Here is a 22,849-nt window from a genome sequence, read left to right as displayed (position 1 = left end):
ATTGCGATAAAGAATTTCAAATGAAACAGCCTGCCATAAACACCATCCTCTTCCATTGGGTTGCACCGATCGCGGTGCTGCTTTGTGGTGGCTGGTTTATTTTTGCAATGGGTCTCCGTGACAAACCGCAACAAAAAAAGCCGCCAGTCCGCAAGTCGGTGCCCGTCGAAGTGGTCCAGGCCCGGCCTCACACCGGAGCTCTGAACATCATTGCCAGCGGAGTGGTGATTCCGCATCGCGAAGTCGAACTTTCGGCTCGCGTTGGCGGTGAAGTGGTCTTCAAATCGAACTCGCTCAGCCCCGGACGCTACGTCAACCAGGGCGAGATACTTCTGCGTATCGACGACAGCGACTACCGGTTGGAAGTTGCTCGTCTTGAACAGGAAGTCGCACGTGCCGACGTCGAACTCGAACGCCTGAAAATCGACATCGAAAATGCCGAGCGGTTGATCAAGATCAGCCGCGATGTCGTAACCGTTCGACAACGCGAAGTTGCCCGCATGGACCAACTGCGCAGAAATAGTGCGACATCGGCATCCGAAATGGATGCGGTCGAACTGGCGCTGTTGACGGCGATGCAACAAACCACGACTCAGGAAAATGAGATTCGCGGTTTTGATACGCGTGCGAAGGCGTTGAAGATGGCCCGCGAACTCGCATCACTGCAGCTTCAGAGAGCCAGACTGGATCTTGATCGCACGGAAATCGTCGCTCCGTTTTCAGGTGTCGTGATTGCAGCGCGTGTTGAACAAAACGCGAACCTTGTTCCGGGGGCGATGGTCGCAATGCTGGAAGATACGTCCAGCGTCGAAGTTCGGTGCAGCCTTCGCAGTGAAGATATGCCATTCCTGCAAGCTCCTGATTCAACCAGTGAGAACGCCTACGAACTCCCACCGGTTCCGGTGACGATTGAATACGAACGAGGTGGCCGCACGTACGCCTGGGATGGTGTTCTAAGTCGTCAGGACGGACTCGGCCTGGACCAATCGACACGGACAGCGTGACCGGCGTTTACCGGATCACGTCGGTTGCTCGCGAAGGCGCTGGCAATGTCATGGTCGAATTAGATTCTGGCGTCGACGAAGCGGACGTGCAGGAAATCCTCGGCGAAGTCCGTTCGCGAGTCGACAATATCCCGAGCTTCCCTGCACTCGCCGAACAACCCGTCGTTCAGCGTCAGCAACCACGCACAACCGCACTCAGCATCGGCGTCGTGGGACCAGACGATGATTCCGTTCAGGCAAGCCTGGCCCTGCGTGAACTGGCCGAAAAAGTTCGCGATGAGGTTCTTCTAAGAGACGATGTTTCGCAAGCGGAAGTCGTTGGAGTTCCCGACTACCAAATCGACGTCGAAATCAATGAAGACGTGCTTCGCCAATACAACCTAACGCTGTCGCAGGTTGCCGAAGTCGTCCGCTCCGAAAACATCGAAGTCCCGGGAGGAACGCTGAAGACGTCATCGCAGGACATTCTTCTGCGAGGCAGCAATCGGCAGTCGACCGGGTCAACGATCGCTGCGATTCCACTGATCAAAGACGCTGGCGGAGTCGTCCTGACCATCGGTGATCTTGGCGAGGTCCGTGACGAATTCACCGACGATTCCGCGATCAGTCGCATCAACGGACGCCCCGGCTTGGCCGTGCAAATCGACTCGGCCAAAACAGAAGACATCATCAATGTGGGGGACGCTGTCAAACAATTTGTTGACAACTACGACGCACCTCCTGGTTACGAACTCATCTATTTCCGCGATCGCACCGATGACGTGAAAGCTCGACTCTTGCTGCTGGTCAAAAACGGCTGGCAGGGCTTGCTGCTGGTGTTCGTTTTGCTGACGCTGTTCCTGGAATTGCGTTTGGCGATATGGGTGTCGATGGGCATCCCATTATCCATCGCCGGTGCATTGGCGGTGATGTACTTTTCCGATCAAACGTTGAACATGACGTCAATGTTCGCCTTTCTGATTGCGTTGGGCATCATGGTCGACGATGCGATCGTGATCGGAGAGAACATTTACGTGCACCGTCAAATGGGCAAGTCACTTCGCGACGCGGCGATCGACGGCACTGTCGAAGTTATGCCATCGGTAGTCACCAGCGTACTCACCACGATTCTCGCATTTCTGCCGATGCTGTTCATGACCGGACGACTGGCGAGATTTACAGAAGTCCTGCCGTTCGCGATGATCGCGATCCTGCTGTTTTCACTCGCCGAAGCACTCACCGTTCTGCCCTCGCACCTCGCCCACAAAGATGGAGCGGGAATGCGAACGGCGACATGGTTGTTCCGTCCGTTTCGGTTTCTGGCGGTCGGCATTCAATACATCAATCGAGTTGTCTCCTCCGTCCTGAATGTGTTTATCGAAAAACTGTATTTGCCCTCACTCAGACTCTCGCTGCGATTTCCGGCGCTCGTCGTTTGCTGTGCGATCACGCTTTTGATGGTGACCGTCGGCACAATTCGCAGCGGTATCGTTCCTTACATCGTTTTGCCGCAGATCGATTCCAACTTCTGCACCGTCATGATCGCTTTCCCGGACGGCACTCCGGAACGCATCGCGGACGAAGCCACCAGATGGCTCGAAAAAGCTGTTCAGCAGATCAATCAGGAATCCATTGACGAAGGACTGACACAAAATCCCGATGGCGTCGTCAGCGCACTGCATCGAACGGTCGGCTACGGAGCCAGCACCGACGGCGATGTTTCATCGGGTAGCCACGTCGGCAGCTTGACAGTGCAGTTGATCGAAGTCGGCGATCGACAACTCACCAGCCAGGAGTTCGTGCAACGCTGGCGAAAGAAGGCGGGCGACTTTCTGGGAGCCGATATTGTCTCGTTCGGTTCCGGACCACGCGGTCTGGCCGGGTTGCCGATTGAATTCTCACTGCTGGCTCGCAGCGAAGACATTCCGCAACTCGAAGCCGCCGTCACGGCCTGCGTTGAGCAACTAGAAAAGTACCCCGGCGTTCACGACGTAACCGCAGGCGGACGGCCCGGAAAATGGGAATACCGCCTACAAATCAAAGAAGACGCCAAGGCGATGGGCGTATCGCTGGCCGAACTTTCCAGTACCGTGCGAGCGTCCTATTACGGCGAAGAAGCCATGCGACTTCAACGAGGCCGCCACGAAGTGCAATTGCGAGTGCGTTAACTACCACAACGATCTGCATCGTCGTGGGCACGTGTTAGGTGGCGAAGCGCTCGATTCGAGTCGCAATACTGCCACGCTGCGACTGAAGGACGGGGCGGTCGATGTCAAAGACGGTCCGTACGCCGAAACAAAGGAAGTCCTCGCCGGATTCAACGTACTGGAAGCTCGCGATTTGAACCACGCGATTGCTCTGATGTCGACGCATCCTGGTCTGAAAGCTGGGCCGTTTGAAATTCGCGCCGCTGATGAAGGAGTTAGCCGAATGTTTGAGAAACATCAAGCGGCTAACGATGAGCGGAAATGAAGACTTGTAGAGGAATGGAGGTAGGGTTCAAATTGCCATTCATCGGCCCAGAAGACTGATTTTGGCATAAAATTTGACAGAGATGTCGATTTCAGCGATGTTCGTTCGACTAACCATAAACAACTATTACTTTGAGGAAAACACTCCATGACCGATTCAAAAAACACCGTCAAGCTTCACCGAGTTCTTCGTGCCCCTGCGGAGCGAATTTACAAGGCCTTCCTCGACCCCGATGCGCTGGCTCGATGGCTCCCGCCTTACGGATTCACCGGCAAGGTCCATGAAATAGACGCGAAAGTCGGAGGCGGCTATCGGATGTCGTTCACAAATTTTGGAACCGGCAATGCCCACTCATTTACTGCCAATTACGTCGAACTCACGCCGGGCGAATTGATCCGATACACGACTAAGTTCGACGCTCCCGGACTGCCCGGCGAAATGACGAACACCATCACTCTTCGTGAGGTGTTATGCGGGACCGAAATCAGTGTCGTGCAGGAAGGAATTCCCGATGTGATTCCGACTGAGATGTGTTACCTCGGGTGGCAGGAGTCGCTATTGCAACTGGCGAATCTTGTCGAGCCGGAAATTCCAGAAGGTGCTTGAACTTCTTACGAGAGCCACAACTACCTGAAGCTATTTCCGAATGCAGAAAAGCGACCGGCGAAAGATGCTGTCTAATTGCGAACATTCTGCAAGAGCGACAGAGTAGAGCCGATTGCGAGGGTAGGCCGGTCAACTCAATATCGGTGTAAGCTTCAGGGACAAATAAAGTCTCAACTCTGTGTCGATTTGTATGTGGGCCATTCGACTACTGATTAAATAGAACAGAACAACTTAATCTTTTGGGAGAAACAAATGTCAAAAATGATTTTCGTAAATTTACCTGTCGCTGACCTGAAGGCATCAATGGCCTTCTATGAGGCACTGGGATTCGAGAATAATCCGCAGTTCACTGATGAAACAGCCGCGTGCATGGTGTGGAGCGAGTCAATTCACGTCATGTTGTTGACTCACGAGAAATGGCGGACTTTTACCAGTCGCCCAATCCCTTCAACGGATTCCAGCGAAGTGATGCTGGCTCTATCATGCGATGATCGGGAAGCGGTGGACAAACTAAACGAGTTGGCGGCGAAGAACGGTGGCACTGCCGACATCAATCCAACGCAGGATTTGGGCTTCATGTACAACCGTAATTTGGCTGACTTGGACGGTCACGTTTGGGAAATGATGTGGATGGATCTAAGCGGGATGCAGGAGTAGCGAGGACATGAAACCTAACAAACAATCAAAGGAACTATCATATGCGTGAATCAAAAAAAGCGAGGATCACTGGCTGGGTGCTTACCGCACTTGTCGGTCTGTTCATGATCGGTGCCAGCGGCGTTCCAAAGTTCACCGACTTCCCCGGTAAGAATGAGATGATGGCCAAACTCGGGCTGCCACTTGATTTGCTCCCCACAATCGCAGTGCTGGAGATCACGGTGACTCTGATTTACCTGATCCCGCGTACCTCGTTTCTGGGAGCAATCTTGATGACAGGGTACCTCGGTGGAGCCGTCCTCACTCACTTTCGCGTTGGCGAACCGTGGTACTTTCCGGTAATCGTTGGGGTAATTGCGTGGGTCGGACTCGCATTACGCCGACCAGAAATTTTCAAGTTGGCGTTTGGAACAGACTCCCGCCCAGCGGCCAATAGTGAAGCAGTGGTGAGCAAAACATGAAATACATGCTGCTTATGTATGGAGCCGAGGATTGTTGGAGCGAGGACGAACGCACTGAGTGTATGCTCGAATCCATGAGCATTCGCGATGGTTTGGCTGTACAAGGAAAGTGCATTGCCTCTTCTCCCTTGTATTCGGTCACGGCGGCGACATGTGTTCGTGTTCGGAATGGTCAACGTCAGATCACTGACGGCCCGTATGCGGAAACGACCGAACAACTTGGCGGATATTACATCATTGACGTTGGCGACCGCGACGAAGCGATCGAAATCGCCAGCAAGTTGCCGCCAGCTATGAAAGGAACAGTCGAGATAAGACCGCTTCTCTCGTTACCCGATTCGTTGTCGCTCCCGGAGGGAGACGCAAGCCAACGTCCTCCATCCGATGCGGAAAAACCGAAGGACTACATCCTGCTGATGTATGCCGAGGAAGGGGCTTGGCCGCCCGAAGAACACGCACCCGCACTGGCGGAGTCGGTCGACCTCTGCCATCAACTGCACGCGAACGGGCAATTCGTTTCGGCAGCGCCTCTTCAGTCGCCAGAGACCGCGACCTGTGTGCGGATTCGCAACGGAAGTCGAGCGGTTGTCGATGGTCCTTTTCCCGAAACAAAAGAACAACTCGGCGGCTATTTCCTGATTCGTGTTGCAAACCTCGACGAGGCCATCGCCATCGCCGCCAGAATTCCGGGGTCACTACGAGGGACGGCTGAGATTCGTCCGCTCTTTCCCTTGCCCTCAAGCCGTCAAAACAAATTCGGAGGAGACTAGCTACCGTGGGCATCTTAACCTTCAGCATCAACGTCACCTTGGACGGCTGTGTCGACCACCAAAAGGGAATCGTTGACGACGAAACAAATGGCTTCTTCACTCGCCTTTTGGAGGAGGGCGGGGCAATGCTGTGGGGCCGCGTCACCTACGAGATGATGGAGAGTTACTGGCCCTCCGTCGCCCGCGGTGACGTGGAAGTGCCGCCAGCAATCCGCGAGTGGGCTGTCAGTCTGGAGGCCAAGCCGAAGTATGTTGTGTCATCGACGCGAAAGGACTTCCCTTGGACCAACAGCCACCACATCGCTGGCGACCTGCGGATGGGCGTGCAAAAACTCAAGGACGCAACCCCAGCCGGCGTGATTCTCGGCAGCGGCAAGCTTGCGACGGAGTTGGACCGTCTGGAACTGATAGACGAGTACAAATTCCTCGTACATCCTGTGATCGCCGGCCACGGCCCGACCCTATATCAGAGCGGGCTAACCAGTACGCGACGGCTCGAGTTAATCTCTGCGACGCCGCTCCGAAACGGCGCGGTCGCCATGCACTACCGACGCGACTAAAATGCAATTGCGTCCTGCGACTGCCGTGATCCCCAACGTTCGTTGCTGTCACATTACGTTGGCGAGCCATTCCAAACCACGATTAGCCGCAGTTCATTTTACTGGCGCAAGCAGTTCTCTGGTGAAAGGAAATGTGATTCTCGGGCGTTTCCCTTGCGGGCCGGGCTGCTACGGGCTTCGCTAAACGCTCGGTCCGTGCGGACGCTTACGCCCCTGCACATCCCTAACGCAGACAATGGCCGAATGCAGAGGTCCCCGCCTTGGGAGTCCTGATCATATCACGGCGTCAAGGTCCGCGTTCGCTTATAGCGAGCCGCTGCTGCTCGGCCGGCTGTTGAGTTGAAGAGGCCGAGGCTCCACCTTGACTTGCCGTGTCTGCTGAATTCGCCAGCGGCGGGCACTACGAATGGAAAAACCAACGCTGCAACCTGCCGAGTTGCCTGCGATTTTCAAAACAGAGGATATATGAATGTACTTGAAACGAAACCTGATATTGAGGAAACGCACATCCGAGAGGTGATCGTCAATTATCGAACCACTCAAGAAATGAGATCTTCCTTCACCGAACCACATCAAGTCGCGGAGTTTGTCAGGACTGTACTCACGGACAATAGCCGTGAACATGTGGTGGTAATCTACTTGGACGCGACTTCCACAGTGGTCTGCTATGCAAGCGGCCAACGTCCGCTACATCTTTCAACTCTACGCCTACGGCAATTGCACGCTTGATGGAATCGTCAAACGATTCAAGAACGAAGGTGTCATTTACCGTGCAGACAATCCAGATTGGAAACGCACGTCAGTCCACAACATGCTCAACGATCGAGCCTACATCGGCGAGATTCGGTACAAGGGAAACTGGTTTCCGGGCAAGCATGACGTTTTGATTGACCGAACCACTTGGGATCGCGTTCAGACGTTACTTGGAAACCGACAGCAGGTCACTCACACGCTCACGTTCGCGGGCGACCTCATCGATTGCGACTTCTGCGGCCACAAGATCACTGGTGAGATCAAAACCAAGCAAACGAAAAGCGGACCACGCGAATACATCTATTACCGCTGCACCAAGTACAACAAGCCGGGGCATCCCCGCACGAGAATCAAAGAAGAAGACTTCGATGCTCAGGTGCTGGCCTTCTTCGACAAAATCCGTATCGAGGACGATAGCATTCGTGACTGGTTCCGGGCCGTACTCGCCTCAAAAACCAAGGATGCCCAAGCAGAAACGCGAGGCATGCGTTCGGAGCTTCAACGTCAATCGACGTTACTTGCCGACCAGCAGGATCGTCTTTTGAACCTGCGAATCGACGGTCAGATTGACGACGATACGTTCGCAAAAAAGAACACGGAACTCCGAGACCGGCACGCTTCCATCGTGCTGCAACTCGAAGCCTTAAACCGTACACGCGACGAAAACGCGGAACTTGCATCAAGGGTGTTTGAACTTTCTCAAACCCTTAGCCAGAAATGGCTTACAGCGGAATACGATGAAAAACGTCAGATCCTTGAAATCGTCTGGTTGAACTGCCGACTCGATGACGTAACTCTAGTCCCCACAATAAGAAAGCCCTTCGACGTACTCGCCGAAGGGCTTCTTGTCCCCGATAGTGGAGGATAACGGACTTGAACCGATGACCTCTTGCATGCCATGCAAGCGCTCTCCCAACTGAGCTAATCCCCCTTAGATGGGTAGATCCGGTAAAGGATCGACGAATCGGCTCTGGGTGGGGCCGTTTCGTGGTACGCGGACATCTTCGGTCGCGTGAGGGGCAGAGTTTATCGAGCAGAGTTCCGAGGCGTCAAGGGCGTTGGCCGCTGAGGAAATGCAAAAATTATTGAATCCCGTTCCCGTTGACACCTGTTGTCGGCTTTTGATAACCCCAACTTGAGCTGAATTTACAAAACTTTTTGCCTTCTTGATTTGGCCTTTGGTGGTCCCTCGCGAACATAGCCTTGATTAGCCCCTTCCTCATTGTCGAACCGGAACCTGCTCGAGCCGGCCGTTGCCCGTCCGACGCGTCGGCTGGTGTCGGCCGCTGCCTCGTCAAGGCGATTTTGGGTGGCGGCGGATTGGCGGCGATGGTCGTTCTGTCGGGGTGTCGCGGCCGGGCTCATGAGGATCTTTATCGACAGAATCTGCAGCGCGAAGTTCGGGTGCTCGAGGACCAACTCTACGAGGCCGACTACGAGAATCGTGTCCTGATCGACAAGCTTCGTCGTGAGCGAGCCCGAAGCGATGAATGCGCGACCGACGACGCGCCTCCTTCTCGACGGGGCGGACGGCTGCGCGACCTGATTGATCCAAACTCGAATACCGACGGACCACTGATTCCGGCGGAGCCGTATCGTGGATCGGGTCAGGGAGGCGACCTCGGCCATGGATTCGACGACGCCCCGGTCGACGACGCGTTTCGCAGTCGCGGCGAATCCAAGGTACCGTTGCCGGATTCCTTCGAAACGATCCCGCCCGGACCGAAATCACCGAACACCCCACCTCCCGCCTCGGTTCCCAAGCCACGGCCGGACGCGTCGACCGATCAGCCGCCCAAGCCCGGATCGGAATCGGCTACCCAGCCCCGAGATTTCGGCGATTTGCCGGATATCGACGCGCTGGTCGACCCGGGCACGTTAGTTGACCCCGGCAAGTTGACCGATCCCGGACCTCAGATGGATTCGGAAGGTTTGGTTGACCCGGGCACGCTCTTGGACCCAGGACAACTGCAATCACCACCATCGAATCCGTCTTCATCCGGTTCGCCGCCCCGGAAGCCGTCTGGGCCGATGATGATTCCGGATCTGTTGCCCGCACCGGGAGGCCCCATGCCACCGGGCACCAATGACCTGAAGATCGATCCGATCGAACCCGGCATACCGACGCCGCCGAACGCGCCCAACGGACGCCCGGACGGACCGCCGGGGAAAATCGACTTTCCATTGAGCACAACGATGCTCGGCGGTCTTGGCCAACTTGCCGGTTCGGTGCCGCCGATTGAACTGCAGCCGACGAAAATCCGCATCGATTCAACTTCCAGCCAAGTACGAACAAACGATGCCGAGACATCGACTGCGGCTGAATCGTCGGAATCCTCGATGTCTTTGGGAGTGGATTTGGTCGTTCGCGCTGACGATGCTTATGGTCATCCGATCGCGATCCTGGGCCGCAGTATTCACCCGACCGAAAGTCTTCAGGCAGAAACCGCGATCAAAACCCGTCCTTTGCCCAAAGGCTCGATTCACTTGAGTATCATCGCGTTGGATCCGACCAAGACCGGCGACGATGCTAAGTTGGGTCGGTGGGACTTTGGTACTGAACAGCTTCATGAACTGGAAACCCTCAGCCGGGGCAACCAAGGCAATGGATACGCGATGACGGTGCCGATCCGCTGGAAAGATCGTGTTCCTCAGGGTGATTCGGTCATTTTCTTTGCCCGGTTGCAGTCCGACGACCGTGATATTCGCTGCGAATCGGAGATTTCTTTGAAGAAACAACCGTCGGTCGCGGGTTGGTTGCCGCGACGCTAAGGACCTATCCAAAAGGGGGCTGACCCTGGCCTGCTGACCCTTTGCGGCGATAAAAATAGGCAACGAATGTCGACTGCCTCCAAAGAGTCAGCCCCTTTTCGGATAGGCTCTCGGTTCGTGTTTGTGAATTGGCCGGCGCGCAGTCATACTGGAAGCCCCAACTTCCTCCATTAGGTTGGACTTTCCGCCCCCTTTCTGATTGGCAGAACTCCGTGAGGTTTTCCCCACTTCGACGGCAGGTGCTCTTCTCGATCGCTTGGTGTCTCATTTTTTCTACCTTCGCGATCGGTTCATTCGTTCCCGCGATCGGCAAGACATTTGCAGACGAGGACCCGCGCGCGGCGATGGCGCGAGCGCAAGCCGAAGCGATCAAACGCGGTAGCGAATCAAAGCCGGGCGATTCCAGTCCCTCTCCGCCGGGTAACGCAAAGCCCGGCGACGCGAAACCCGGTGATGCAAAACCCGGCGAAGAGAATAAAGAAGGCGGTGCCGAATCGTCGCAGCCGAAGATCGTTCGTCGTGACGGATTAGAAGTCCCCGAAGGTGACCCGGCGGAACTCAAAGCAACCTTGGGCGATGATGGAAAAGTTGGTTTTCAATTTCGAAATCAAGGTTGGGTTTCGATCATCGGTTGGTTATCCGACATCGCTGACGAACCGATCGATTGGCAAGAATTGCCCGGCGACCTGGTGAACTTGGTTAGTCCCGGACGTTTGGACGTGCGTGAAACGTCGGACTTGATCAATCGACATTTGCTCTCGCGTGGTTACACGATGTTGCAACTCGACGGCGGTATCACGATCGTCAAGACCGACGCGATCAATCCGGGAATGGTCCACCGAGTCGATCCCGATGAACTGAAGAAGTTGCCCGACCACACGTTTGTTCGAACGATGTTGGATGCGGGTTGGTTGTCCGCTGAAAAGCTCAGTGAAGAACTCAAAGCGATGCTCAGTGGTGCCGGCAAGATCACGCCGTTGGCGACGACCAATCGGATCGAGATCATGGATGCAGCGGTGAACTTGCGTCAAGTCGCCTCGCTATTATCGGAAGAACGCGACGCCGCGAGCCGCGACGCGTTGGCACCCGAGTTTCGTTTGCAGCATATTCCGGCCGAAGAGGCCAAGCGGTTGCTCGAAGAATTCTTGGGCGTGAAGAAGGATGACCCGTCACCGATGTCGCGCGAGCAGATCCAAATGATGCAGCGGATGCAACAACAGCAACAGGGAAAGCCGCCCGAACCGGACCAGAAAATTGAGATTTCGATTGTCGCCAACGTTCGGCAAAACTCGGTGCTCGTGCGGGCACCGATTGATCGAGTCGCGGTCGCGGCCGAGTTCCTCAAACGGATCGACGTGCCCGGCGGTTCTTTGCGATCACTCGCCGACGCGAGCGCCCGGGTCGAGGTCTTTCGTTTGGTATCGCTCGATCCTGAAAAGCTGATCGAGATCGCTCAAGAGATGAACGTGCTCGAACCCAACACGCGAATCCGGGTCGACAAAGACAACTCGGCGATCATCGTTTCGGGGGCTGCCGCCGACCGGTTCATCATCAAGTCGTTGATCGAACGGCTTGACGGTGGCAAACGTCGTTTCGAGGTCTTGCAACTGCGTCGATTGGAGCCGGCCGAGGTCGCCGAGTCGATCGCATTTCTGATGGGACAGAAAGATGAAAAAGAGGACAGCGGCAACAACCGCCGATCGTACTATTACGGCTTCGGTGGAAACGACGATGACAAGGACGAGGAAAAGGATGAGTTTCGTGTCGCCGCCAACACGCGATACCGACAGGTGCTGTTGTGGGCCAACGAGGCCGAGATGGAAGAAGTTCGCACGTTGTTGATGAAACTCGGCGAACTGCCTCCACCGGGAGGAAGCGGGCGAATGGTTCGCACGATCGAAGCGTCAACAACGCCGGAGACACTCGAGTATCTCAAACAACTCAAAGCCCAGTGGCAATCCATGTCGGGCAATGAATTGGTATTGCCGGAAGAATCCGAGTTCGTCGATCCGATCGAAGAAGCGAAGCGAAAGGTCCTGGAAGACGCGGAAAAGGACGCCGAATCGGAAGGCACCGAGAGTGTCTTGCCTGATCCGCCCGCGAAGGTCAGTGAAGATGACGTGGAACTAACTCAACGTGCGTATCGGCCGAGCGGCGATGAGACCGCCACGACTCTAACGGTTCAAAATTCCTCGCCAAAACAAGCGGCGTCGAATCCCACCGCGTCCAAACCGCCGATCGAAATCCGCATCGATTCTGAAGGGAATTTGGTGCTCTCGTCGCAAGATACCCAGGCACTTGATCAGCTCGAGAACTTGATGTTGGAGATCAAGCCGCCGCGTCGTCCTTATCACGTATTTCAAGTTCAGCATGCGTCGGTGACGTTGTTGACACTCGATTTGGAAGAGTACTTTGAAGAGGACGAAGACAAAGACGATTCGTCTGCGGATAATTTTTATCGTTGGTATTTCGGTGACGGCGACGATGATAAAAAGAAGTCGCCGACCGGACTGGCGAAGACCGGCAAACTTCGATTCTTGGCCAATTCTGATACCAACACGATCATCGTGAGCGGTGCGAGTGCCGAGCAATTGCGAACGATCGAAGAATTGATTCGCTTGTGGGACGTGCCCGAACCAGTCAATTCCAAACGCAGTCGCTACACCAAATTAGTCACGATCCAGTATGGCCGAGCCGAGAAAATTGCGGACACGGTGAAAGACGCCTACCGCGATCTTCTGAGCAGCAATGACAAAGCGTTCGCCGGCGGCAAGCAAGGGCAGAAGAACGTCAAACGATCCAGCAATCGCGAGGAAGGATCAGGCTTGGAAGATTCGGAATCCGGACAAAGCGGTGGTGGCAACGACTTTTCCTTCAACGGCAAGTTGTCGCTGGGTGTCGATGAAATCGGCAACACGATTGTTGTCAGCGCCGAAGGGGAATCATTGCTCAATTTAATCGTCTCGATGATCGACAAACTGGATCAAGCGGCGATGCCCGGCGGCGAAATCGAGATCGTTCGATTGTCAGGCGACGTTTCCGCCGAGACACTGCGACAAGCGATGGCGACGTTGGGGGCGGCAGCGGAGGTCACATCGGAAAAATCGGAATCGAGTTCTCGTGATCGCGACCGGAGACGCTCCTCACGTGACTAACGACAGCGGATCGGCCGCGACGCACGATGGCGAATCGACCGAGACCGAGTCTTCGTTCGCCAAGTTGATCATCGCCAACGCGAAATGGATCATGATCGTCTGGTTGTTGCTCGCAATAATGGCAAAGCTGTTTGCCCCGTCTTGGAACGCGGTGGCGTTAGATGGCGACTTCGAATACTTACCGGCGACTCAAACGAGCGTGGCAGGCGGGCGGATACTCGACCGGGCGTTCACGGGAACGCGAGCCCGCAGCAGCCTCGTCATCGTCTTGGCCAAGGACAGCGACCAATGGACCGCTGCGGATCGATTGCTCGGTTTGGATATTCTGCGACGCGTTTACCATCGGTTGGCCGAGGTTAGTTGGCGGCGGGCGGAGCGATTGCAATCGGGTGATTTGAATCCGGCCGATGCCGCTGTACCGATCGCAACCCAACGTTGGTTCGATGTGGCCTCCGAGGCACTCGACCAAGCTCTCGAAATCGATCAACAGTTCTATGATCTACTAGGTGATCGTGTCCCAGAGGCCGAAGTTACTGACTATGAACCTCGGTTGGCAATCGCGTTTTGGGATCGCAGCCAATTGGCAACGCGTCTCTCACCGGACGCGCAGACCGATACGTCGTTGATCGTTAGTGACCTCGAAGCAGCGGTCGTCTTGCGACCGGACATCGCCACCGAAACCAAGCCCGTGACCGAACGAGACTTGGATGCTTGGAAAGTGTTGCTGGATTTGTACAGTTGGCAAGATACTGTCATCGGCGGTCAACTCAAGCGTCCTCGTGCTCAGATCGCAGTCTTGACATTGTCGAGTGAATTGGCGGCGACAGGCAACATCGAGTTGCTCGAAGAGCTTCAAGCGATCATCGACCGCTGTCGCGATTACCAAACCGAATACCTTCGTGTTGATGAGCTCGGACCTTCGCAAGATTTAAAGGTGCGGATTACCGGTTCGGCGGCGATCGGTGGGCAAACTTTGTTGGCCGCACGCTCGGCGATTACTTATACCGAGTGGTTCACCGTGGCGATGATTCTGATCATCTTGGCGGTGATTTACCGTGCTCCGCTGCTCGTGGCTGTTCCGTTGATTTCGATCGGCGTGGCGGTGGTTACGGCGATGGCGTTGGTCACGATGTTGACCCGCGCTTCGGTGTTTTTAGAATGGGCGGGGCTGGACTTGCGGGTTTACACGACGAGTCGCATTTTTGTTGTCGTGATTTTGTTCGGAGCCGGAACGGACTACTGTTTATTCTTGATCGCAAGGCTTCGTGAGGAAGCCGCCTCGCACCCTTGGCCGGTGGCTTGCACACGGGCGTTATCGAACGTCTCCGGTGCGTTGCTTGGTAGCGCCATGACTACCATCGTCGGCTTGGGAATGTTGTGGTTTGCTGACTTCGGAAAATTCCATCACACCGGGCCGATCATTGCTATTTGTTTGAGCGTCGGGCTGTTGGTTTGCATGACGTTAACACCCGCCCTGTTGCGACTACTCGGGCCGATCGTTTTTTGGCCGACCGGAATCACGCGGGAATCGGAACAGCCTAAAATCCAATTACTGTCTACCCGGGACCTCTATGAAGGCGACTCGACCAAAGGCAAGAGCTTGCTGAACTCCGGAAGTCGGTTCTGGAACTTCATGGCGATCGCGCTGACGCGGTATCCGAAATGGACTCTCGCCGCCGGATGGATACTTTTGATTTTGCCCGCGATTGGTGGTGCCGTCCACGAACAGAGCGTGACCTACAATTTGGCCGGCCAGTTGGATCGCCTGTCCAGCAGTCGCCAGGGCATGAGCTTGCTCGATCGACATTTTGGTGTGGGAGAACTCGCACCGATCTCGGTTTTAGCGTTGGCCGATCGCGATCAAGACGAAGAAACGATGGCCAAGACTCGCGATCGGTTGGCTAAGTTGTTGTATAAGACCGAAGGCGTCCGCCGCGTTCGAACGATGAGCGATCCGCTGGGCGATTTCCCCCCTGATCGCGACATGGGACTGCTCAGCAGCGACGCGTGGCGGCGGCGAACGCTACAAAATCACCGCTTGGCCCGTTTGCATTTCATCGCCGGGGAACCCGAATACACCAATCGCTTGCTACGGCTCGATGTGATTGTTCACGTCGACCCGTTTTCCCGAGACGCAGCCGATCGTTTGGACGTCATCTCTTCGCGGATACAAAAATCATTCGACAATGCCAAGGCACTCACGGGGACCCAGTGGCAACTACTTTACACCGGAACGACGCCGTCGATCGTGGACCTTCGTGAAGTAACGCTGTCGGACACACGGCGAATCAAACTGGCGGTGATCGTCGCGGTGTTGGCGGTCTTGATCCTGGTACTTCGGCGGACCGTGCTGTCGATCTATTTAATCATGACGGTGTTGTTGAGTTATTACGCGACCTTGGGGCTGACGTATTACTTCTTCCGTTTTCTCGACGGACCTGAGTTCCTGGGATTGGATTGGAAGTTGCCTCTGTTCTTGTTCGTGATTTTGGTGGCCGTCGGGCAAGATTACAATGTTTATTTGGTCACGCGAATCATGGAAGAACGTCGCCGGCTCGGTTCATTGGCTGCAGTGCGACGAGCGGTTGCCCGCACCGGTGGGATCGTTACCGCGTGCGGCTTTGTCATGGCGGCAACCTTTCTCAGTATGACGTCGTCAGCTTGGTGGCCGATGCTCAGCGGCTTGTTCGGAGCCCCGGTCGAGACGACCGGGACGCTGCAGCAAACCACTCTGCGTGGGATCACCGAACTCGGGTTCGCTCTCGGCTTGGGCGTCTTGATTGATACCCTGTACGTTCGCACCGTGCTCGTGCCGAGTTTCGTTGTGTTGCACGACCGGTGGCGAAAAAACGCCACATGATCAACTTAGTGAACTAGCTGATGATCACTCGATCAGTGTCCCGTCGGTGCACAACGAACAGACCTTAAAACCGCACCGTCGCGTTGAGGATTGATCATCGCGAACCGCGAAAGGTTTCATTTTGAGCACTCGGTCAAAGGGGCGGTGCTATATGCCTGCGTCGCCATAGTTCGTGCCTGCTTGAGTGGAGGTTATCGAACGAGATGCGACGGGGCAACTTTTGAGGGCAAATCATGATGCATAGTATGGATCGTCTGACCGATCGTCAGACGAAGGGTGATTTCTTAGACCGTCGAACTCTCGTCGGTTCCGACGCCAACGAATCCTGGACGGACTGTCTACCGTTTGGTCTTTGTCGATTCGATTCACGAGACCGCTTGGTCCATGCCAACGCGTTGTTTGGCGATCTCTACGACGCGCCTTCCGATCTGAGATTGGAAGGCCAGTCGATCGGCCAGATTATCGGCCTGATTGACCGCCGAGACGTTCGCGACGCCATGACAGATGCTTTCGCGTCTCCTGGAGTCTCTCGCATTTGGCAAACGGCCGATGGCCGTCATATTGCCGTCACATGCCGCGTTCAGCGGGATGGTGGTTGGGTGATGCTACACGAAGACATCGGGCGATTTCAAAACGAGTCGGCCGACCTGTCTCGGCTAGCTTGCTTGGACGCCTTGACGGGGTTGATGAATCGCCACGCCTTCACCAAGGTTTTTTCGGCGCGGGTCGAAACGATGTCGGACGACCAAGAGATCGCGATCCTTTATATCGACCTAGATCATTTCAAGCCGATCAACGACATGTATGGTCATCCGATTGGAGATGAGGTTTTGGTCGCCGTTGCCGATCGGATTCAACAGCTTTGTCAACACGGTGAACTGATCGCTCGGGTCGGTGGTGATGAATTTGTGATCATGCAGGCGGACCAACACCAACCATCGTCTTCGAGACGGCTGGGCAACCAGATCATCGAAAGTCTCAATGATGTTTTCATCATCGACGGACAACCGCTTTTCTTGGGGGCGAGCATCGGTGTGGCGATCGCACCTTACGACGCTGACAACTCGGAGGACTTGGTCAAGAACGCCGACTTGGCTCTTTACGGTGCAAAGTCGTACGGACGCAGCGTGTTGCGTTATTTTGAACCCAAGATGGAATCGGCGATGCGAACGCGTCGGGTACTCGAGACCGAGTTGCGACTTGCGATCGAGTCCGATGGTTTCGAATTGAACTATCAGCCTGTCATGGACTTGGAAGCGAATCGGATCGTTAGCTTTGAAGCGTTGATTCGTTGGCCGCATCCGACGATGGGGCCGATGCGACCGGACCAGTTCATTCCTTTGGCGGAGGAAACAGGATTGATCGTTCCGATCGGCGAGTGGGTCTTGCGGGAGGCTTGCAAAGAAGCCGTTCGTTGGAGCGAGGATATCGGATTGGCTGTCAACATCTCTCCGGTGCAACTGCGTGATCGACGCTTGTTTCAAGTCATTCACAACGCGTTGAAAGAATCCGGTTTGGCTCCGGAGCGATTGGAGCTAGAAATCACCGAGAACGCTTTGATCGCGGAAACGGATTTGACGCTTGGTCTGCTGCATCAGATTAGGGATCTCGGTGTTCGCATCGCGATGGACGACTTCGGCACCGGATACTCGTCGATCAACTATCTCCGCAAATTCCCATTTGACAAGATTAAGATCGACCGATCATTCGTCACCGGCTCGGATCAACACAGCGAATCAACCGCCCTGGTCAAAATGATCGCTTCGTTAGGAATCGGTTTGGGTGTGCGAACGACCGCCGAGGGAGTGGAGACATGTGGGGAAATGGAGTCGGTTCGTGCGGCCGGATGTTCGGAGATTCAAGGCTACTTTTTGAGCAAACCGATCACGGCCGACGCCGTGATGAAACTGCTCGCTCAAGACCCCCAATCATACGCTCGTTAACCTCAAATCCAATTCTAATCATGTACCAACGAATTCTTTATACCAGTCGCGCGGTCGGTGACGTTCAAATCCGGGATGTCTATGACATTATCCGCACAGCGCATAATCGCAACAGCCACAACGGATTAACGGGTGGCCTGTTATTCTTGGACGGATTCTTTCTGCAGATCCTTGAGGGGAACCCTTATGCCGTCGAGGAACGATGTCAAAGCATTCTTTCGGACCGGAGACACACCGATATCGAGCTGCGATTGAATGAATCTACTTCCGACTTACTATTTCCGTCGGAATGGATGGCGCTGCGTTCGAAGTCTGATATTCTGCCTCACGTGTTCAATAAGCACCACTATGAACCCGGTTTACCGAAAGAGCGTTTTTCCGCCACGCAAGTGCTCGAGTTCATGATGGATTGCTTTGCCATGTCACCGGTTTCAATGGCGGAAGCTTGATGGATTTTCAATGATACGAATCGTAGTGTCTCTGGTTGCTGTTTTTCTGGTCTTGCTGTTGGACCACCTGGTACAGGTCGAGGCCGCCGACCTCGGCGAATCGTTTCGAATCGAAACGGTCGCCGGGACCGGACTGCCCGACAACAACGGGGCGTCCGGTAATGCGCTCGCCATCAATGTCGGACAGCCGTTCGGTGTTGAAGTCGGGCCCAATGGCGCACTCTATGTCACCGAGGTGCAGAACCACCGAGTGATGCGTATCGATCTTCATTCGGGCGACTTAAGCGTGGTCGCCGGTTGTGGAAGAAAGGGCTATTCCGGGGACGGTGGATCGGCTTTGCAAGCCGAACTCAATGAACCCTACGAAGTCCGATTCGATCAGGACGGGAATATGTTTTTCGTCGAAATGCAAAACCATCTTGTTCGACGCGTCGATGCCAAGACCGGGGTCATTTCCACCATCGCGGGCACCGGAGTTTCCGGATACAACGGCGACGACGGCGTGGCGACCGAGATCCAACTGAATCGTCCACACAGTATCGCACTGGACGACCGAGACGGTTTGTATATCGCCGACATCGGTAACCACCGGATACGCCGGGTCGACCTCCGTTCCGGCTCGGTCAAAACGATTGCGGGCAACGGTGGAAAGAAACTGCCGGTCGATCAGGCGACCGCGTTGGGCAAGCCGGTCGTCGGCCCGCGGGCATTGACGATCGACGATGATTCTCTCTGGGTGGCTCTGCGGGAAGGCCATTCGATTTGGAAACTGTCGCTAACCGATGGAAAATGGACCCATGTTGCCGGAACAGGCAAACAGGGCTTCAGCGGAGACGGCGGCCCCGCGAAAGCGGCAACGTTCAACGGCCCTAAAGGCATCGCGATCACTGTCGATGGGAAGGTGTTCGTCGTCGATACCGAAAATCAAGCCATCCGAATGATCGATCAACGATCGGGAAACATTTGGACGATCGCCGGAAGTGGGCCTACCGGACGTGGGATGAAAGGTGATGGTGGTCCCGCGACCGCTGCCCACATGGATCGCCCACATGGTATTTGTGCAGGATCTGAAGGCAGCGTATTCATCGGGGATACGAACAACCATCGCGTTCGCCGGATTCACCCGGCCCCATAGTGGGCAGCGTGACTTTCGGCATGTCCTTTGCGTCAGTGAGAAGATGACTGTCGCGGCGTTATGCCGCGCGAGCATTCCTAACCTAACGAGGACTAGAACATGAACCACGAAACGAAAACAGATCTGAACCAAACCACTATCGACAAACTTCAAAAGCTGATTCGGGCAAATATCGATTCTTACAACGGCTTCCACGAATCCGCCGAAGAGATCAACGACGCAAAACTGTCCCAACTGTTCACCGAGATCGGTGATCAGCGCAGCGAGATGGCAACACAATTGCAGAAGTTTGTTGAATTCAATGGTGACGATGCGGAAGACGACGGAAGTATCGCGGCCAAGACTCACCGAATCTGGATCAACGTCCGCAGTAAGATCAGCGGCGGCGATCCTCATGCCATTCTTGCCGAGGCCGAGCGTGGGGAAGACCACATCAAGGCTGCCTACGAAGACGTCTTGAAAGAAACCGCCGGCAGTGCGATGAACGACGTCTTGAGCAACCAATACCGATCAGTCAAAGCTGGCCACGACAAGATCCGCGATTTGCGTGATGCCTACGCCAACGCGTCGTAGTTTTTATGCCGCACGAACGACTCGTCATGGGGACGCGGTCCAGTCTCCGGCGAGTTCCAAGACGAAGTCGATCGTGTCGATGTTAGTCGTATCGGACGCCGTGTCGATTGCGGAGATCGCCTGGACCCTCGGCACGTTCATGAGGCCGATGCGACTTCCGTTCTCCGCAAGCAGGGCGACGACGCTGCCGGTCGCGTTGAGTTGATCCGATTGGTCCGTGTCGCGAATGATTGCTTCGTCATTGCCGCCACCACCCGCGACGCGGATGTCTTCGACCCCGAACACACCAATCGATTGTGACGTTGTCTTTACGGTTATTCGCGAAGGCGTGGCGGAAAATGACTCGGACGCGTCACTGCCTAAGAAGTCGACGCGGTCGTCGCCACCGAGGCCATCGATCAGAATCAACGACGCTTGCCCAGGTGTGAACGTTACAGGTGCTTGATCGTTGATGGTGATCCGAACACCGCTGGCGTTGAGGTTTTCGATCGTGATCCGATCGTTGCTGGCGGTTCCTTTGACGCGAAACTCAGTCGGCGAAATCGAACTGGACAATTCGCCACGAAGGTTCGCCGACGCCGTGAACATTCGTTTGGAAACGGCAGTCAGGATCTCACCAAAGTTGTAATCGATCGCGGTCTCGTTATCGCCCAAGACCAAACCCTCGAACGTGTTCAGCCCAACGGTCGCACCGCGAGTCTCGCCGCTCGGTAACACCGTACCGCGTGAAATTGACGCGTCGGCAAACCGATCCGGCTGAGTCTGTACGATGCGATAAGTACCCGCTGGCAGGTCCGCAAAACGATAACTGCCGTCGGCTTGCGTTTGGGTTGTTCGGATCATCTCACCACCACGGAACAGTTCCACGACGATCCCGGGAAGTCCAAATTCATTGGAGTCAAATTCGCCGTCAAAGTCGTTGTCGGTGTAAACGAATCCGTTGATGCTCCCTTGAATCGGTGGTGGAGTGCGAAGGCCGAAGTTGAGATCGTTTCGATCGGTACCGCTGCGGTTTTCAACGGGGATCGACACCGGCGTCGTAGCCATGAATCCGTTGGGGACAATCTCGATGACTCGGTGCGTCCCCGGCCCGACGTCCGTGAACTGATAGCGTCCATCGTTGCCACTTTGTGTGGTGAAATCAACCGTGCCGTCATCATCGAGATCGAGTTCGACGGTCACGTTCGGCAGCGGAACTTCATCGGCGTCTTGAACACCATCGCCATCAAGATCCTCAAACGTTAATCCACCAAGGTTGGTCAAGCCAAAATTCCCAAACAGCAATCCGGTGACCGCATCGGGCGGTGTCACATCGATCACGAATGGTGTCTCAGGTGTCGTGCGAACGGTACGAGCGGGCAGCATTTCGGAAACGGAATAGTTCCCCGCCGTGACACCGGTGAAACGAAAGTTGCCATCAGCGTCGGTGACCGTCATCCTCTCCGGCGAATTATCGTTGCCGCGATCGAGGAGGATCGTGATACCCGCCAACCCGGGTTCTCCGGCATCGCGGACGCCATTGCCGTTAAGGTCGTCGAATTTCGTGCCACTGACATCGCTGGTCACCGGTGGCAGTACGTTATTGCCAAAGTCCAACCCGGTCGGATTTTGATTGGCTTGATCCAATGTCACGGTGTATTCGCCCGACACCGGAAGAAAAACCTCCGTGCCATCGGGTGCGACCTCGGTGATCGTGTAAGTTCCCTTGGGCAAATCGTCAAACCGGTAGGTACCATCGTTGGCGGTGACGGTTTCCAAGTCGACCACATCGTCGCCGTTTGTGTCCAACTGAATCGTCACCCCGGCGACTTCTTCGCCCGCGTCGCGGATGCCGTTTTCATTGACGTCGTTGAACTTGATTCCGCTAAGCGAACCACCGACGATCCCAATCGACGCCCGAACGGCTAACGGGATACCCTCCACAGCGACCGTGCGATCGAGCGGAATAACGCCGTCCAAAACCGCCGCATCGGCGAACGACATTGATCCGGCGAGCGTGACCGTGAAGTCGGCCTCGTTCGTGTTTGCCTCGGCAATGAACTGAAGCGTACTGAAGGTGTCGCTTTGGGTTGTTCCGAGGGCTTGCCCGATCGTTTGATTCGGCAAGGCCGCCCCCTGGACACGCGGCAAAACCCTCGACCCGTTGGCAGATTGTTCGATCGGCTGGACGAGCCGTTGCAGCGGAAAATCGCCAGTCACCAGCGCGTCATCCAAAGGAAGTGGACTGGGAAGATTATCCAGCGGACGCACCGCATTGAGTTCGTTCGAGTTCCACTGATAACGCAGTGGCAACGCGATCACTCCGGCAGGCGTTTGCGCAGCCTCACGAACATCTTGAACCTTGACATCAACAACGACCGTTTCACCACGAAGCACATCACCGGTGATCTCCCCCACGCCTGGAACCGAAAACTCGATGTCGACACCGAGGCCAGCCAATACGCGACGATTCTCGAACCGTTCCAATAGCAGACGACGCCGACGGCGTGGAAATCGTGAGGCGGAGTTGGGCATCGATGAGTCCGAAAGGCGGCAAAAGGTCTCATTGCCAGCATAAACACGGGTCTCTGAATTGCCATGAAACGCGGTGGGAAACTCGAAAAATCCTTTCCCGCTTGACTCTTTTGTCTCAAGTTTGTTACCCCCGACGCCGACGGGTGTTTTCCCGTTCGGTTTTCTCCTCGTTGGGTGCGGCCGACA

General features: G+C 55.4%; 17 protein-coding genes and 1 tRNA gene. 16 read left to right on the top strand and 2 right to left on the bottom strand.

Annotation, left to right across the window (positions count from 1 at the left end; genetic code table 11):
• Positions 1-20: 20 nt before the first annotated feature.
• From Pla100_RS04220 to Pla100_RS04180, 9 genes are all read left to right on the top strand, one after another.
• The gene (locus Pla100_RS04220) at positions 21-1,004 is read left to right on the top strand and encodes an HlyD family secretion protein (RefSeq protein WP_146576341.1); all 984 of its coding nucleotides are present in this window, start codon (positions 21-23) and stop codon (positions 1,002-1,004) included.
• Positions 1,001-3,151 (top strand): efflux RND transporter permease subunit, encoded by a 2,151-nt coding sequence (locus Pla100_RS04215; protein WP_197167682.1) that lies wholly within the window; start codon positions 1,001-1,003, stop codon positions 3,149-3,151. The genes Pla100_RS04220 and Pla100_RS04215 overlap by 4 nt, the downstream gene beginning before the upstream one ends.
• Before the next feature lie 31 nt (positions 3,152-3,182).
• A complete protein-coding gene (locus tag Pla100_RS04210; protein ID WP_231602680.1) occupies positions 3,183-3,455 on the top strand; it encodes a YciI family protein in 273 nt (90 codons plus the stop codon).
• A 147-nt stretch (positions 3,456-3,602) separates the two neighbouring features.
• A complete protein-coding gene (locus Pla100_RS04205; RefSeq protein ID WP_146576338.1) occupies positions 3,603-4,061 on the top strand; it encodes an SRPBCC family protein in 459 nt (152 codons plus the stop codon).
• Between the two features lie 252 nt (positions 4,062-4,313).
• Positions 4,314-4,718 carry a VOC family protein gene (locus tag Pla100_RS04200; protein WP_146576337.1) on the top strand — a complete coding sequence of 135 codons (405 nt, stop codon included), beginning with the start codon at positions 4,314-4,316 and terminating at the stop codon, positions 4,716-4,718.
• A gap of 41 nt (positions 4,719-4,759) precedes the next feature.
• Complete coding sequence (locus Pla100_RS04195; RefSeq protein ID WP_146576336.1) at positions 4,760-5,179, top strand: DoxX family protein; 420 nt, start codon at positions 4,760-4,762, stop codon at positions 5,177-5,179.
• The gene (locus Pla100_RS04190; RefSeq protein WP_146576335.1) at positions 5,176-5,949 is read left to right on the top strand and encodes a YciI family protein; all 774 of its coding nucleotides are present in this window, start codon (positions 5,176-5,178) and stop codon (positions 5,947-5,949) included. The genes Pla100_RS04195 and Pla100_RS04190 overlap by 4 nt, the downstream gene beginning before the upstream one ends.
• A gap of 5 nt (positions 5,950-5,954) precedes the next feature.
• Complete coding sequence (locus Pla100_RS04185) at positions 5,955-6,509, top strand: dihydrofolate reductase family protein (protein WP_146576334.1); 555 nt, start codon at positions 5,955-5,957, stop codon at positions 6,507-6,509.
• A 667-nt stretch (positions 6,510-7,176) separates the two neighbouring features.
• Positions 7,177-8,130 carry a recombinase family protein gene (locus Pla100_RS04180; RefSeq protein ID WP_146576333.1) on the top strand — a complete coding sequence of 318 codons (954 nt, stop codon included), beginning with the start codon at positions 7,177-7,179 and terminating at the stop codon, positions 8,128-8,130.
• Here Pla100_RS04180 and Pla100_RS04175 read toward each other — a convergent pair.
• A tRNA-Ala gene (locus Pla100_RS04175) sits at positions 8,121-8,193 on the bottom strand. The genes Pla100_RS04180 and Pla100_RS04175 overlap by 10 nt on opposite strands.
• 272 nt (positions 8,194-8,465) lie before the next feature.
• On the opposite strand from Pla100_RS04175, the gene Pla100_RS04170 reads away from it, so the two are divergent.
• The 7 genes from Pla100_RS04170 to Pla100_RS04140 all read left to right on the top strand — a co-directional run bounded on the left by Pla100_RS04170 (position 8,466) and on the right by Pla100_RS04140 (position 20,149).
• Positions 8,466-10,034 (top strand): hypothetical protein, encoded by a 1,569-nt coding sequence (locus Pla100_RS04170; protein WP_231602679.1) that lies wholly within the window; start codon positions 8,466-8,468, stop codon positions 10,032-10,034.
• Between the two features lie 239 nt (positions 10,035-10,273).
• Entirely contained in the window at positions 10,274-13,189 is a 2,916-nt protein-coding gene (locus Pla100_RS04165) for a secretin N-terminal domain-containing protein (RefSeq protein WP_390620551.1), read from the top strand.
• 91 nt (positions 13,190-13,280) lie between these two features.
• Positions 13,281-16,049 carry an MMPL family transporter gene (locus tag Pla100_RS04160; RefSeq protein ID WP_146576640.1) on the top strand — a complete coding sequence of 923 codons (2,769 nt, stop codon included), beginning with the start codon at positions 13,281-13,283 and terminating at the stop codon, positions 16,047-16,049.
• A 233-nt stretch (positions 16,050-16,282) separates the two neighbouring features.
• The gene (locus Pla100_RS04155) at positions 16,283-17,992 is read left to right on the top strand and encodes a putative bifunctional diguanylate cyclase/phosphodiesterase (protein WP_146576332.1); all 1,710 of its coding nucleotides are present in this window, start codon (positions 16,283-16,285) and stop codon (positions 17,990-17,992) included.
• Positions 17,993-18,012: 20 nt separating this feature from the next.
• The gene (locus Pla100_RS04150) at positions 18,013-18,441 is read left to right on the top strand and encodes a BLUF domain-containing protein (RefSeq protein WP_197167681.1); all 429 of its coding nucleotides are present in this window, start codon (positions 18,013-18,015) and stop codon (positions 18,439-18,441) included.
• 10 nt (positions 18,442-18,451) lie between these two features.
• On the top strand, positions 18,452-19,576 hold the full coding sequence (locus Pla100_RS04145; protein ID WP_146576330.1) for an NHL domain-containing protein: 1,125 nt from the start codon (positions 18,452-18,454) through the stop codon (positions 19,574-19,576).
• A gap of 99 nt (positions 19,577-19,675) precedes the next feature.
• Positions 19,676-20,149, top strand: a complete 474-nt coding sequence (locus Pla100_RS04140) for a PA2169 family four-helix-bundle protein (RefSeq protein WP_146576329.1) — start codon at positions 19,676-19,678, stop codon at positions 20,147-20,149.
• Between the two features lie 24 nt (positions 20,150-20,173).
• Here Pla100_RS04140 and Pla100_RS04135 read toward each other — a convergent pair whose 3' ends face one another.
• Positions 20,174-22,663, bottom strand: a complete 2,490-nt coding sequence (locus tag Pla100_RS04135) for an MSCRAMM family protein (RefSeq protein WP_146576328.1) — start codon at positions 22,661-22,663, stop codon at positions 20,174-20,176.
• Positions 22,664-22,849 lie beyond the last annotated feature (186 nt).

Source organism: Neorhodopirellula pilleata (assembly GCF_007859915.1).
In the GTDB taxonomy this organism is placed as follows: domain Bacteria; phylum Planctomycetota; class Planctomycetia; order Pirellulales; family Pirellulaceae; genus Rhodopirellula; species Rhodopirellula pilleata.
This window is presented reverse-complemented; position numbering and strand designations above follow the sequence as displayed.